This is a genomic window from Halobacteriovorax sp. (assembly GCF_048381875.1).
Classification (GTDB): domain Bacteria; phylum Bdellovibrionota; class Bacteriovoracia; order Bacteriovoracales; family Bacteriovoracaceae; genus Halobacteriovorax_A; species Halobacteriovorax_A vibrionivorans.
In genome coordinates this window covers 523708-537292 of the sequence record NZ_JBLXBP010000001.1, presented here as the reverse complement: position 1 = coordinate 537292, position 13585 = coordinate 523708, and the positions used below count along the sequence as shown (strand labels likewise).

The following is a 13585-nucleotide window of genomic DNA, read 5'->3' as shown; positions in this document are numbered from 1 at the left end:
AATTTCAGGGCCTAGTATTAGTATTTATTTTGATTTTTTCTTAGTAGCTTTCTTGGCCACTTTCTTCTTTGCTGTTTTTTTGGCAGCTTTCTTGGCAGTTTTCTTGGCAGTTTTCTTAGCAGTTTTCTTGGCAGTTTTCTTAGCAGTTTTCTTTGCTACTTTCTTTTTCGCTGTCTTCTTGGCAACCTTTTTCTTCGCAGTTTTCTTCGCAGTTTTCTTTGCAGTCTTTTTGGCTACCTTTTTCTTGGCAGTTTTCTTTGCTGCCTTTTTAGCTGTCTTTTTGGCCGCCTTTTTAACAACCTTCTTCTTGGCCGCTTTCTTTAAGTCACTTGCAACTTTCTTCGTTGTTTTGCGTACCTCTTCAACGGTTTCTTCCATCTCATCAGAAACATCTTTGGCCGCTTTCTTAACGCGATTAATTGCCTTCTTAGTCCCTTTTTTAACATTTTGATATGTTTCCCCATGGCCAAGAGAAGCAATCTCTTTTTCAATCTTCTCTTCATATTGGGCCAAGACTTTCATTGGATCTTTACCAAGACGATCGAGTTCTTCTTTTAATTCTTCATAGAATTTTTCAAGTTTATGCTTTTGCACATTTACTTTGTCGTAACGAAAACGAAAGTGGTAATAGAGTTCATCGTACTTCTCACTACCTTCATCTTGAATTCGCTCTAGTAAATGCTTACACTTTTTTAGAATCTCATCACTTGAAGAAGTTAGGGCGTGTTTTGCCTGTTTATTCTTCTTCTTTAAAAAATCTTCTAAGCTCATTTTTATCCTCGCTATCGATCTTCTTGGTTAAAATCTCAACCGATTCATTCTTGAATGGGTATCAATAATATTACCTTAATACGGTAAACTCATTAGCAAGTATTTTCAACACTTTAATACCCTGAATAATTTAATATTTTCTTGCTTTGGAGTTAAGAATTCTCTATATATACTTATAATAAATAGTTGGACGATTATGGATAATGATATGGAAGAAACAAAAGTAACAAATTTGAACGAATCTGCGGATCGCGCGGGACTTATCGTTTCTGTCCTATGTTGCCTACATTGTATGGCAATCCCTTTATTGGTGATGTTTACGCCTTCAGTGGCAAGTATCTTTGAAAATCCATTAATTCACAGTCTTTCTATCTTCATCGTGGTTCCTGTTGGCCTCTACGCTTTTGTTAAGAATCTTAAGGTTCACTCGGATAAGAGACCTCTTATTATCGGTGTTCTTGGTATGGCGGCCATTTTATTTGGGCATTTTAAGCATCTCTTTCTACTTGCAGAACACGCAGGACATGCACACCATGTTCATACTATCGGTCCAGTTGAAATCGTTGCTTCTATCATTGGTGGACTTGCATTGATTGCTGCCCATATGCTTAATATTAAGCTTTGTCGCTGTCATCACTGCGATCACTAAATATTAATATCTAAGATTTGTTCGAGCTGACATTTTAAGAGAAGAGTTTGACATGAATTGGTCAATGGCTTCTTTGTACTCTTGTAGCGTCTCAAGTTTAAAGAGCTTCTTTGAAAAGCTATGCCCAAAATTAAGCCAGACGTGTCCCACTTTTAGAAAGAAGCGTATTCTCTTTAAAGCATCTTTAAAATCGTAATAACGAAAACAAGCTTCAATATAGGACTTCACAAATTCTCCATACAAGACAGCGTGGGCACTTGGGTCTTTATTTATTATTGCTTCTTGGTATTTATTTAGCTGATGTCCACTTTCGTAAGCATATTGTGTAATAATCCAAGGTTTTGCTGTTAACGCCCTTCCAAGCATAGCGGCTTGGCAGCCAGTTTCTTCAAGCATGCGAGTGATATCTTGAGCTTCTTGAATATCGCCATTGCCAATAATTGGTATATCGATACTTTCTTGAAGAAGCCTAATTTGTGACCAATCTGCACTTCCTTTTCTTTTTTGCTCTGCTAGGCGAGGGTGGAGGATAAGCCAATCCGCTCCACCTTCCTTAAGAGCATGGCAGAATTCAAGTAAGAAGCCCTTATCTGATTGAAGTCCGGCCCTTAGCTTCACTGATACTGGAACAGTGGCATATTTCTTTACACAAGAAACAACTTGGGAGGCATATTTTATATCACCCATTAATGAGACCCCATAATTATGTTTTAAGGCCTTTTTTACTGGGCAACCCATATTTATATCAATTGCTTTTGCTCCCCATTCTTCTAGCTTTGGAATTGAATCTTGAATATATCTTTCTTCGTTACATAGAATTTGGGGATAGAGATTTATATCTTGTTGTGACTTTAGGGTCTCTGGTGTTTCCCCAAGCCTTTGGCCTGGAATTCGACGCGAATTTAGCATCTCTGTTGTCCAAAGTGTTGGTGTATCCTCTGGAAAGTAGGGACGTAGGGCATCTCTTAGGGCCACATGTGAGAGTCCAACCATTGGGGCCAGGAGGGCCTTAAATTGGACTAACTCGTTAAATTTGTGCCAAGAAGGGCCTTCAGGTTTTGCCAAATTCTATCCTTTAAATCATCAATCTCTATTTCTTGTTTTTGAGCAAACTTTTCATAGATTGTTTGGATATTAATATCACCTCGCTCATCTGTCTCAAAGAAAATAAGATTCAAATCAATTTTGTGATCAGAAATTGTATGAGCAATCCTTGCGGTTTGAGATTCATAAAAGCGTGGCCCAAGGCTCATGGCAATGCTTCTTTTTTGGCATTCTTGGATATCGCTAAGACTTCCATTAAAGTCGTGTAAGACCCAATTCGAGTGATTTGGGTATTGCTTGTGGAGGCGAAAAATTTCGGACAGGCATTTCACATTATGAATGATAAGTGGTTTTTTAAGCTCATTTGCTAGCTGAATATGCCACTTAAAGACTTCTTCTTGTTGTTCTAGGTCACTATCATCCACGATTGAGCGATCAAGTCCTGCTTCTCCAACCATTAGACAATTACTTTCACCACATAATCTCTTTACCCCTTCAAAGCTTATTCTTGCATCTTCAATCTCCCATGGGTGTACACCTGCGGAAAAGAATTGGCCCTCTTCAGGTAAGTCATTGATTTTGGGAGAGTAGGAATAAATATATAAGAAGTCTCTATCTTCGCTTTTAGAAGAGCTGTGATGGCCGTGGAGGTCGATAAATTTTGCACTCTGGGATTCTTTGCTTGTCATATGACAGATATTTTAATACATTACCGTTCTAATTAAAAATTTGAAAAAAGATATTGCTTATCTTTTTAAAATCAATTATTTATTTAGAAATATTTAAACTGATTATTATAGCGTTACTATAGATGTAGGAGTACTTAATGTTAACAATTAGATTACAACGCGGTGGTAGAACTCACATGCCTATTTACACAATCGTTGCTGCAGACTCAAGAAATGCAAGAGACGGTAAATTTAGTGAAAAACTAGGTCAATACAATCCACAACTTAAAGAAGGTAACCTTATCGATGTTAAAGCTGAGAGAATTTCTGAGCTACTAGGTAAAGGTGCTACAATTTCTGACACTGTTAGAACACTTCTAAAGAAAAACGAAATTACTCTTAACTAAGAATTTCGATTTTTCTTAAATTAAGCGATAACGGCATTTTTGTAGAAGGAGTTCATGATGAGTGAGTTAAAAGATTTAATCGACACAGTTAGTCGCGCACTAGTTGATATGCCAGAGCAAGTAGAAGTAAATGAAATTGTTGGTGAGCAGACAACAGTTATCGAATTAAAAGTTGATAAGACTGACCTTGGTAAAGTTATCGGTAAGCAAGGTAAAACAGCTCGTGCACTAAGAACAATTCTTAACGCTGCATCAACAAAATTGAAAAAAAGATCTGTTTTAGAAATTATAGAATAATTTACTTGAATCAATAATTTTTATGTTTTAAAAAAGCCTATCGAAAGATAGGTTTTTTTTTGCTCAAAATTGAGCATCTACCAATAAACAAATTTCCAATCCTAGGAGGATGTGTGGAAAGAATTATGAATTCAAAGCGTATTTTACTTGTGGATGATCAGGTTGAGATATTAGAGCTTCTTCAAGATGCACTAATTTCTGAGGGCTATGAAGTTGACGCTTGTGCTGGTGCTAAAGAAGCATTAAACGCTTTAGGAAGTAATCATTATTCTCATATTATTTCAGATTATCAGATGCCTGAGGTGAATGGAATGGAGCTTGCGAGTCAGGCCAGAGGCTTTCTTAAAGAGGATATGCCTTCGTTTATTTTGGCCACAGGTGATTGCACAATAAATGATGATTCTATTAAGGGTATGGGTGTTTCTGGAATTCTTCCAAAGCCTTTTACTCTCAAACAAGTTATTTCAGTGATCCAAGAATAGCTTTTAGCTATTCTTGGTGTCATCTTTCTTATTTTCACTCTGTTCTGTTATTTTCTTTGCTGTATTTGTTTCTTCGTTTTGCTCTTCTTTTAGTCCTGATTTAAAGCCTGTAATTGCTTTTCCTAGTGATTTACCAAGTTCAGGAAGCTTCTTACCACCAAATAATAGGATGATAATAGCTAAGATGATTAAACTTTCTGTTATTCCAAGACTCATAAAATCCTCTTTTATGCTAAATTAATAAATTTTAGATAAGTCCATTGTATACTTACCTGGGGCATATTCGCTAAACCTTTTTGCTCGAATTTCCTTATAAATCTTCTTATTATTGGAATTTGAGGCATATGGATAGATACAAATACCACCACGAGGTGTGAATTCACCAATAACTTCAATGAACTTTGGCTTCATGAGCTTTGTTAAATCGTCACAAATTTTTTGCACACAATCTTCGTGGAAATCTCCGTGATTTCTGAAGCTGAACAGATATAGTTTTAGTGACTTAGATTCCACCATTTTCTTGTCTGCAATATAGTTGATATAGATTCTTGCAAAATCTGGTTGTGCTGTTTTTGGGCATAGAGAAGTGAACTCTGTACAAACAAATGTTGTCCATGCATCACTGCCTGGATTCTTGTTATCAAATGCTTCTAATACTTCTGGAGCATATGTATCTGGATATTGTGTATTTGCGCTACCAAGGGCAAATGCTGTTAGCTCTTCTACGTTACGACCTTTCTTTGGCGCTTTCTTAGTCGTCTTCTTTGTCGCTGTTTTTTTCTTTGTTGCTTTCTTTTTGATAGATTTCTTCGATGCACTCATTTATCGACTCTCTTGAATTATTTTGATAGGTTATAGTCATCTAATTTAACACTATCAAGGACCAATGACAATGCGTCATGAGCAATTAACTTTTCCAGCATCTAAAAAAAATGCAAAGAAAGTCATTAAAGTCGTTCTCGTTCAACTAGGCTCTCCAAAGAGTCCAAAAGTTTCCGATGTACGATCATATTTAAAAGAGTTTTTAGGGGACCCAAGAGTTGTTGATATTAATCCAACTCTATGGAAGATTATTTTAAATCTCTTTGTCATACCATTTCGGCCTAAGCGCTCAGCTGCTTTATATAGCAGGATTTGGGAAGGCAATGAATTTCCTCTTACTCGTATCACACGGGAGTTTACTCATAAGGTAAATGAGTTAACGCCTGAGCATATTGAAGTTGAACACGCTTTTCTACTTTGTGAGCCTAGAGTTGCTGATGTCTATGCGAAGTGGGAAAAAGAATTAGATGAGAGAAGGGATCCAGCTCAAAAGCTCATCGTTATACCTATGTTTCCACAGTATTCAGAATCAACAATTGCTAGTGGGATAGACTTTCTAGGTAAGCTATTAGGGACAAAGGTTAGGATTCCTAACTTTGAGGTCATTACTAATTTCCATCGTCTCCAAGCTTTTATTGATAACTCTGCAAGACTAATTAATGAAAAGTTAAAAAGTGAACAGATCGATGATTTAGTTATCTCATTTCATGGTATCCCAAAGAGGAGAGTGATTTATAAAAAAGATCCATACTATCAACATTGCTTTGAAACTTTTGAGTTGATTAAAGATCGCGTTTCAGAAATTGATAGTCATCGCATACATTTTACTTTTCAATCAAGATTTGGAAGTGAAGAGTGGTTAACTCCTTATACTGATGATTATGTTTGTGAGCTTGCTAAAAGTGGAAAGAAGAATATCGCTGTTTATTGTCCTGCATTTGTTGCAGATTGTTTAGAAACAGTTGATGAAATTGGTACTGAGTTACAAGAAGAAGTTGAAGAGTTTGGAACAACAATACATGCAATCCCTTGTTTAAATGATGATCAGAAGTGGTCTGAAGGTTTTGCCAATTATGTAGAAACACTTTGTGACAAACCTAATGAGGTTGCACAATTAGAATATGAAGTTGAAGAGGAAAAGTATATGGATATGCCAAAAGTTAATATGGAATCAGAGCCCTTAAGTGACAATGCTAAGAAGTCTCTAAAAATTGTGTTCTTAACATTATTCTTAGACCTCGTTGGTTTCTCAATTATCTTTCCATTATTTCCGGCCTTGGCCAAATACTACTTAACGGTTGACGCTGATAACTTCTTTTTAAAAGCAATCTTTGGCTCAATTGATACACTCACAAATGTAGGAGGAGCAGGAGAGTTTTCTGCTATCGTTCTCTTTGGTGGTGCCCTTGGTGCCTTATATTCTTTATTGCAATTTGTTGCTGCACCAATTTGGGGAACTATTTCCGATCGAATTGGGCGAAGACCAGTTCTACTTATCTCTGTATTTGGACTCTTTGTAAGTTATGTTCTCTGGGCCGTTGCTGGCAACTTTACTATTCTCATTCTTGCGCGTTTTATCGGTGGAATTATGGGAGGAAATATTTCAACAGCGACAGCAGTTGTTGCTGATGTGACAACTAGAAAGAATCGCTCAAAAGGAATGGCCATCATTGGTATTGCCTTTGCACTTGGATTTATTATTGGCCCTGCAATGGGTGGTATCTTATCTCTTTTTGATTTAACAAAAATGTATCCAGCACTAGAGTCTATTGGAATAAATCCTTTCTCTATGGCAGCCATTGTTGCTGGACTACTTTCATTATTTAATCTTGTTAATTTATTTAATAAATTTGATGAGACATTACCTGAGGAAAAAAGAGGTAAGCATGAGACTGAAAGAAGTGCTAATCCTTTAAAGTTATTTAAGCCTCTTCCATATGAAGGAGTTAATTTAACAAACTTTGGATACTTCTTATTCCTATTAGCATTTTCAGGAATGGAGTTCACTCTAACATTCTTAGCTGCTGAGAGACTAAATTATTCATCAATGGATAATGCTTATATGTTTATCTTTATTGGATTTATTCTCGCAATGGTTCAAGGAGGATATGTTAGAAGAAAAGCTCATCAGGTAGGTGAGAGGAAGATGGCCCTTCAAGGTCTTATTGCAATTATCCCTGGACTTGTTCTAATTGGATTGGCCTCTTCAAGTTGGCTAGTTTATGCAGGTCTTTTTTTCTTAGCAATTGGATCATCATTAGTTGTACCTTGTTTAACTTCTCTTGTTTCAATGTACTCACCATCAAATCATCAAGGTCATGTTATTGGTGTATTTAGATCTCTAGGTGCTCTTGCCCGTGTCTTTGGGCCTATTATTGCATCTCTTATTTATTGGAGATACAACTCTGCAGCACCTTATTTTATTGGAAGTGTATTTTTAATTATTCCTATTATAATGGTGGCGAAGTTACCTAAGCCTAGTGAAGCAAAAGCAGACTCCTAAGAGTCTGCTTTATATTATGCGGCCTTAGTGGCCAGATGATTTCATTTCGATTTGAGATTGCATGTAGTTCTCAACACCAACTTTTTTGATAAGTTCTTGTTGCGTTTCTAGCCAATCAATATGCTCTTCTTCAGAGTCAAGAATCTTCGATAGAAGATCACGTGAAACATAGTCTTGCTTCTTTTCACAAAGCTCGATTGCTTCTTTTAATAATGGAATTGTTTCTGCCTCAGTTTCAAGGTCTGACTTGATAATCTCTTCAACATTTTGACCTATTCTGATTCTTTCTAGCTTTTGCAGATTAGGTAAACCCTCAAGGAAGAGAATTCTTTTAATTACTTCATCAGCAAATTTCATCTCATCGATACTTGCTTTGTATTCTAGATGACCGATTTTATCGAGTCCCCAGTCCTCAAGCATGCGTGCGTGAAGGAAGTATTGATTAATTGCTGTAAGCTCTTTTGTAAGAACACCATTTAGTGCTTTTATGACGTCTTGATCACCTTTCATGATTAAACCCTTTCATTAAATTAATAATTGTATGGATTAATGCTATAGAAGAAGTGAATGTGTTTCAAGAAATTATTTTTTTGATTGAGTTAAGTTTTTCTTTGCCGTCTGTTGACTTGCTTCAGCTTTCTTTTTGGCCGCAAGACCTGAGCTTACTTTTTCAAGTACACAAACACCGCATGAATTACCAATCCCTAACTTATTCATGACTTCTTTTTCGCTCTGACCCTGCTTTATCGCATTGTCTAGCATATCTTGTGTAATGGCGTTACATATACAAATATACATATAAACTGTCTCCTGCTTCTATCTTATCGACAAAAGTTTTAATAATCAAACAAAAAGTTGAGTTGCGATATATTTTTTAGAGTTGCCTAATATGATTTCAGTACGTTATACAAGTCTATTGAAATCTGATTTCAGGTATTGAAGATAAGTTTCAATAATATTGGTGGAATTTGACTGCTTTTGTAGCAGATTTGATACCCCTTCAAGGCCAGGAGAACTATTGATTTCAAGAAGCTTTATCATAGCGTTCTCATCTTCTAAGAAGTCGATGGTGATAAAGTGAAAATCAAGTTGTGAATTTATGATAATACCTACCAATTCCTTAATAACCTTAGGGACTTGATTGTCTTTGATTAAACTTGGCGAGGAGTTTTCAAAATTTAGAATATAAAATGGAGACTTCTTATCTAATGGTCTTTTTTCAAGATATATTAATTTAGAATGTTTCGAATCTAGGCTTTTAAGAATTAGGACACGAATTTCTCTCGATAGAGGGAAGTAGGGCTGAATAATATAATTATGATCACCTTTGGCCATAAGGTCTTTGGCATCTTTTTCAAGATCGACGCTTGAATGTATCCCTTTGGCCTTTTGTCCTCTTCGTGTTTTTATAATCCACTTTCTTTGTTCTGGAGAGTCGATAAGTGCTTTTTGATATTCTAACAAGCTATAGGTAGTAATTAGGTTTTCATTAGGGATAAGACTTCTTAAATATTCGGCCTGTCGTAATTTATCCCTTAAGATCCTAGAGCAATTAGGAGAGTTAGTTAAAAGCTGTTTATCTGGCCTAAGTACTTCTTCAATAAGTTCTAAATCCTTATCTGAATAATTTAAGCCAGTGTTTCGATTGATGATAATATCAGCACTTTTTAGTGTATCTATTTCAAGACTTTTAGGTGAACAAATGTTAATTAGATGACCTTCTTTCTCAATATGATTTTCTAACTGCTTAGCAGCATAGACATTGGGGTTTGTGGTGATAATGAGGAAGTTGATGGCCTTGTGCATAAGTAGTCTTTTGACTCGATAAAATATTGATAATATTTGTTAATTATATGATATTATAACACTTTAACAATATGCCCTTTTGGTGATTATGAATTTAGTAAGTAAAATCTCTCTTTTTCTTTCCTTAACTTTAACACTTATTAGCTGCTCAGGTGTTGAGATGCTTGAAATTTCTAATGAGAAGAAAGAGGAGTTAAAAGTTGCGCGAAAGAAAGTCGGGCCCCCAAAGTCTAAGAAGACTGATAAGAGCAAAGATATTTTAGATGATTCAAAATTTACAGATCACTCTCATAAGAATGAATTTGTTAAAGTTGAAAATACGAAGGCCGTTTCAGACTATTGTAATAAGATAGATGAGAAATTTCGTAAGTATGGTTGGGGTAAATCTCATTGTGATTCTTATAAGTGGATTCACGTAAGAAATAGCCACCTAGGTCAGCCAATAATGTGGACTGTTTTTGGTGATGAAGTTGAACACCGTATCGAGCCAAAGAATATGACTCTCATTTTTTGTGGCGTACATGGGGATGAGATTACACCAATTAAATTCTGCTTTGATATTTTACATCACCTCTATCATGAAGTCGCTACTGTTGAAGGACAGAAGAAACTTAAAAATAACTTAGTAGCAGTGGCACCAATTGTGTCACCAGATTCTTTTTTCAAAAGAAGACCTACGAGAACGAATGCTCGTGGAATCGATCCAAATCGCAACTTCCCAACGAAAGATTGGGATAAGAAAGCTTTAAAGCTTTGGAAGACACGCTACCGAGCAGCGAAGAGACGCTATCCTGGAGTTCGTGCAAATTCAGAACAAGAAACGATCTTTCAAGTAAATATCATTGCTAGGTATAACCCAGATAAGATTATTACTGTACATGCTCCTCTTACGATTCTCGACTATGATGGCCCAGTTGTAAGTAATCATGTTCATGATGAAGATGGCCTGGCCCTAAAAGCAGAAGAGTTATTAAATGTTATGAGTGAGAAAGCAAATGGCTATCGTGTTAAAAATTATCCCTTCTTTCCTGGAAGCCTAGGCAACTATGCTGGGAATGAAAGGAAGATACCAACTTATACACTTGAGCTGCCTTCAAGTGATAATCGTAACCATAAGAAATATTGGAAGATGTTTCGTGAATCAATCGATTTCGCTCTCTTTCATGCACCCATGACTCGTCGAGAGTTTGCCGCTAATAGGAATAAAGAAAAGTTAGATTAGACTTTTTGGAGAAGTGCAATGTTAAAACTAAAAGGGCCAATCGCGCCTGAAACTCCATATGATATGTCAATTGCTACTGATGAACTTAGAGAGTCATCTGTTTCTCTCATCGGTTTTGGCTTTGATGGTACCGCTTGTTTTCGAAAGGGAACTCGCCTTGGGCCTGATGCCCTAAGAGAAGTCTCAGATGGTATAGAAACATATTCACCATATCTTGACTTAACAACTGAAGATTATACTTTCTATGATCTTGGAAATTTGCCAGTAAAAGATCAAACTGAGGCCAGTTGGCAAGAGGCCACGAAATGTTTCGAGGATAACTTTAGTCAAATTAACTTTGAAGAACATGATATCAAACTTATGACTCTAGGTGGTGAGCATTCCATCTCATATGCTCCGATTAAAAAATATCTGAATGATTTTGATGATCTCGTTCTCATACATTTAGATGCCCATGCGGATCTAAGAGATGGTTACTTAGGCTATCATTATTCACATGCTTCAATCATTAAAAGAAGTCTTGATCACTTCAAAGAAGGGCATGAGCTAATTCAATACGGTATTCGCTCTGGAACAAAAGAAGAATATGAATATATGAATAGAACTGGATCGATTGCTAAGTCTCGCAAGGAATTTCTTGAGAGAGTATCTAAAATCGACTCTAATAGGCCAATATACTTAACTTTGGATCTCGACTACTTTGATCCAAGCTTCTTTCCTGGAACAGGTACTCCAGAGCCAGGTGGTGAAGATTTTCATTCTTTTATTAGTTTTGTTAAGATCCTAACAGAGAAGAATATTGTTGGATGTGATGTAGTTGAGCTTTCTCCTGAAATTGATTCAACAGGAAATAGTTCTGTATTTGCAGCAAAAGTTGTTAGGGAATTAATTCTTCTTCTAACTTCGAAAACAAAAGGGGCCATAAAATGACAAATGGTACTTGGACAATTGATGATTCAGACCGACTCTACAATGTTAGTAAGTGGAGTAATGGTTATTTTAAAATAGATGAAAGTGGAAAGCTTAAGGCAACGCCTAATCCAAAAAAAGATGTAGGAATTCTCATCGATGATGTAATCGAGGATGCTAAAGAGCAAGGCCTAAGCCTTCCTCTTGTTATTCGATTCCATGATATTCTTCGCTCTCAAGTAAAGCTTCTCAATCGTACTTTTCAAAAAGTTATTGATGAAGAAGATTACGGTGGAAAGTTCTTTGGGGTTTATCCTGTTAAGGTTAACCAAATGAGAGAAGTTGTTGAAGAAATTGTTGATGCAGGTTCACGATATAATTATGGGCTTGAAGCTGGGTCAAAGCCTGAGCTCTTATCTGCTCTAGCATATAATACAAATATCGATTCACTAACTGTTCTTAATGGTTATAAAGATCGTGATTATTTAAGACTTGCTATTTTAGGAACTAAGATTGGGCGTAAGATCTTTGTTGTTATTGAAAAATTTTCTGAACTTAAGATGCTTGTAGAGCTCTCAAAAGAATATGGTGTTATCCCAAATATTGGAATACGTGGAAGAATGACTGTTAAAGGTCGTGGTAAGTGGGAGTCAAGTGGTGGAGAAAAGGCCAAGTTTGGTCTAACGACATCTGAAATTATTCTAGCAATTGAATATTTAAAAAAGCATAAGAAATTAGGTGCACTTAAATTATTTCACTTCCATATCGGATCTCAAATCACAGATATTCGCTCGATTAAAGAGGCCATTGAAGAAGGCTCTCGTATCTATTGTAAGATGCAAAAAATTGGTGCACCTCTGGAGTATTTTGATGTTGGAGGTGGACTCGGTGTTGATTACGATGGAACAAATTCAACGAATGATTCGTCTATAAATTATTCTATTAGTGATTATATAACAGATATCGTCTACGGCCTTAAAACAGTTTGTGATCTTGAAAATGTTGAGCACCCACATATTATTACTGAAAGTGGCCGTGCTATGACGGCACATCACAGTTGTGTCATTACAAATATTATAGGTGAAATTGATAATACAAAGATTGAATTTTCAACGAAGAAGAAGACAGGAGAGCATCATCTTGTTACTGAGATGAGACAAGTAAAAGAGCTCCTTGATAAAAGTAAAAATTGGCAAGAAGCTTATAATGACTCTGTGAAGATTAAGTCTGATTCAATCCATGCTTTCAAACTTGGTATTTTAGAATTAGAAGAGCGTGCAAAGATCGAGACACTTCACTTACAAATTCTTAAGCAGATCAATAATCTTGTTCCTGATGAAGATTTTCAAACCGAACAAATTGCAGAACTTGAAAATAGCTTAAGTGGCCAGTATCTTTGTAATTTTTCTGTTTTTCAATCTGCATGCGATAGCTGGGCAATTGAACAAGTCTTACCTGTTGTTCCATTAACAAGATTAAATGAAAGGCCAACAAAGCGTTCAACTCTTGCTGATATTACCTGTGATAGTGATGGGAAGATCGACCGCTTTTATGACCCAGATGAAGGCTTTAAGAAAACACTTTCTGTACACGAGTTAAAAGAAGGGGAGCAATATAATATTGGTATTTTTCTAACTGGTGCTTATCAGGATGTAATGGGTGATATGCATAATCTTTTTGGCCGCGTGAATGAAGTACATGTATACGCTGATAAGCATGACCCTAAAGGCTTCTACATTGAAGAGACCGTTCCAGGCTCTTCTGCACGTAATGTTTTATCGACGATGCAGTATAATCCAGAATATATGGCGTTTAAGGTTAAAAGATCAATTGATAAACAAGTCGCTAGGGGAACAATTAGACCTCGTGACGGTGTGTCATTAGTTGATTTCTATGAGAGCTGCTTAAAGAGTTATACCTACCTTTCGTAAAAATATTGGTCCCTGATAATTGACTTACTTACTTTAGTGTCTAATAATTATATTAACATTGAAGTTAAAAGAGT

16 protein-coding genes are annotated in these 13585 nt (G+C 36.1%); 8 read left to right on the top strand and 8 right to left on the bottom strand.

Annotation, left to right across the window (positions count from 1 at the left end; all coding sequences use genetic code 11):
- Positions 1 to 24: 24 nt before the first annotated feature.
- Positions 25 to 771, bottom strand: coding sequence for a hypothetical protein (locus ACN5L8_RS02490; protein WP_419172209.1), 747 nt, complete (start codon positions 769 to 771; stop codon positions 25 to 27).
- A 196-nt stretch (positions 772 to 967) separates the two neighbouring features.
- Between ACN5L8_RS02490 and ACN5L8_RS02485 the strand changes: the two genes are divergently transcribed.
- The gene (locus ACN5L8_RS02485; RefSeq protein WP_115363080.1) at positions 968 to 1420 is read left to right on the top strand and encodes a MerC domain-containing protein; all 453 of its coding nucleotides are present in this window, start codon (positions 968 to 970) and stop codon (positions 1418 to 1420) included.
- A 3-nt stretch (positions 1421 to 1423) separates the two neighbouring features.
- Here ACN5L8_RS02485 and ACN5L8_RS02480 read toward each other — a convergent pair whose 3' ends face one another.
- Together ACN5L8_RS02480 and ACN5L8_RS02475 are read right to left on the bottom strand one after the other, a co-directional pair.
- The gene (locus ACN5L8_RS02480; protein ID WP_419172208.1) at positions 1424 to 2485 is read right to left on the bottom strand and encodes a tRNA dihydrouridine synthase; all 1062 of its coding nucleotides are present in this window, start codon (positions 2483 to 2485) and stop codon (positions 1424 to 1426) included.
- Entirely contained in the window at positions 2440 to 3153 is a 714-nt protein-coding gene (locus tag ACN5L8_RS02475; RefSeq protein WP_419172207.1) for a TatD family hydrolase, read from the bottom strand. Before ACN5L8_RS02475 ends, ACN5L8_RS02480 begins: the two co-directional genes overlap by 46 nt.
- Before the next feature lie 137 nt (positions 3154 to 3290).
- On the opposite strand from ACN5L8_RS02475, the gene rpsP reads away from it, so the two are divergent.
- The 3 genes from rpsP to ACN5L8_RS02460 all read left to right on the top strand — a co-directional run bounded on the left by rpsP (position 3291) and on the right by ACN5L8_RS02460 (position 4318).
- A complete protein-coding gene (rpsP, locus tag ACN5L8_RS02470) occupies positions 3291 to 3539 on the top strand; it encodes a 30S ribosomal protein S16 (RefSeq protein WP_115363074.1) in 249 nt (82 codons plus the stop codon).
- Between the two features lie 57 nt (positions 3540 to 3596).
- The gene (locus ACN5L8_RS02465; protein WP_021267274.1) at positions 3597 to 3836 is read left to right on the top strand and encodes a KH domain-containing protein; all 240 of its coding nucleotides are present in this window, start codon (positions 3597 to 3599) and stop codon (positions 3834 to 3836) included.
- Positions 3837 to 3949: 113 nt separating this feature from the next.
- Entirely contained in the window at positions 3950 to 4318 is a 369-nt protein-coding gene (locus ACN5L8_RS02460) for a response regulator (RefSeq protein ID WP_334678440.1), read from the top strand.
- Positions 4319 to 4321: 3 nt separating this feature from the next.
- Here ACN5L8_RS02460 and tatA read toward each other — a convergent pair whose 3' ends face one another.
- Both tatA and queF read right to left on the bottom strand, forming a co-directional pair.
- On the bottom strand, positions 4322 to 4534 hold the full coding sequence (gene tatA / locus ACN5L8_RS02455; RefSeq protein WP_334678441.1) for a twin-arginine translocase TatA/TatE family subunit: 213 nt from the start codon (positions 4532 to 4534) through the stop codon (positions 4322 to 4324).
- 21 nt (positions 4535 to 4555) lie between these two features.
- Positions 4556 to 5140, bottom strand: coding sequence for a preQ(1) synthase (gene queF / locus ACN5L8_RS02450; RefSeq protein WP_419172206.1), 585 nt, complete (start codon positions 5138 to 5140; stop codon positions 4556 to 4558).
- A 64-nt stretch (positions 5141 to 5204) separates the two neighbouring features.
- Here queF and hemH point away from each other — a divergent pair, with 64 nt between their 5' ends.
- The gene (hemH, locus tag ACN5L8_RS02445) at positions 5205 to 7643 is read left to right on the top strand and encodes a ferrochelatase (protein WP_419168412.1); all 2439 of its coding nucleotides are present in this window, start codon (positions 5205 to 5207) and stop codon (positions 7641 to 7643) included.
- Positions 7644 to 7667: 24 nt separating this feature from the next.
- On the opposite strand, the gene bfr is transcribed toward hemH, so the two are convergent.
- The 3 genes from bfr to ACN5L8_RS02430 all read right to left on the bottom strand — a co-directional run bounded on the left by bfr (position 7668) and on the right by ACN5L8_RS02430 (position 9449).
- Positions 7668 to 8153 carry a bacterioferritin gene (gene bfr, locus ACN5L8_RS02440; protein WP_115363064.1) on the bottom strand — a complete coding sequence of 162 codons (486 nt, stop codon included), beginning with the start codon at positions 8151 to 8153 and terminating at the stop codon, positions 7668 to 7670.
- 72 nt (positions 8154 to 8225) lie between these two features.
- The gene (locus ACN5L8_RS02435) at positions 8226 to 8441 is read right to left on the bottom strand and encodes a (2Fe-2S)-binding protein (RefSeq protein ID WP_419172205.1); all 216 of its coding nucleotides are present in this window, start codon (positions 8439 to 8441) and stop codon (positions 8226 to 8228) included.
- A gap of 105 nt (positions 8442 to 8546) precedes the next feature.
- On the bottom strand, positions 8547 to 9449 hold the full coding sequence (locus ACN5L8_RS02430; RefSeq protein ID WP_419172204.1) for an ATP-grasp domain-containing protein: 903 nt from the start codon (positions 9447 to 9449) through the stop codon (positions 8547 to 8549).
- Between the two features lie 88 nt (positions 9450 to 9537).
- Between ACN5L8_RS02430 and ACN5L8_RS02425 the strand changes: the two genes are divergently transcribed.
- The 3 genes from ACN5L8_RS02425 to speA are packed head-to-tail and all read left to right on the top strand — an operon-like array spanning position 9538 to position 13511.
- Positions 9538 to 10671 carry a M14 family zinc carboxypeptidase gene (locus ACN5L8_RS02425; RefSeq protein WP_419172203.1) on the top strand — a complete coding sequence of 378 codons (1134 nt, stop codon included), beginning with the start codon at positions 9538 to 9540 and terminating at the stop codon, positions 10669 to 10671.
- A gap of 18 nt (positions 10672 to 10689) precedes the next feature.
- Positions 10690 to 11601, top strand: a complete 912-nt coding sequence (speB, locus tag ACN5L8_RS02420) for an agmatinase (protein WP_419172202.1) — start codon at positions 10690 to 10692, stop codon at positions 11599 to 11601.
- A complete protein-coding gene (gene speA, locus ACN5L8_RS02415) occupies positions 11598 to 13511 on the top strand; it encodes a biosynthetic arginine decarboxylase (protein ID WP_334678445.1) in 1914 nt (637 codons plus the stop codon). Before speB ends, speA begins: the two co-directional genes overlap by 4 nt.
- Positions 13512 to 13585 lie beyond the last annotated feature (74 nt).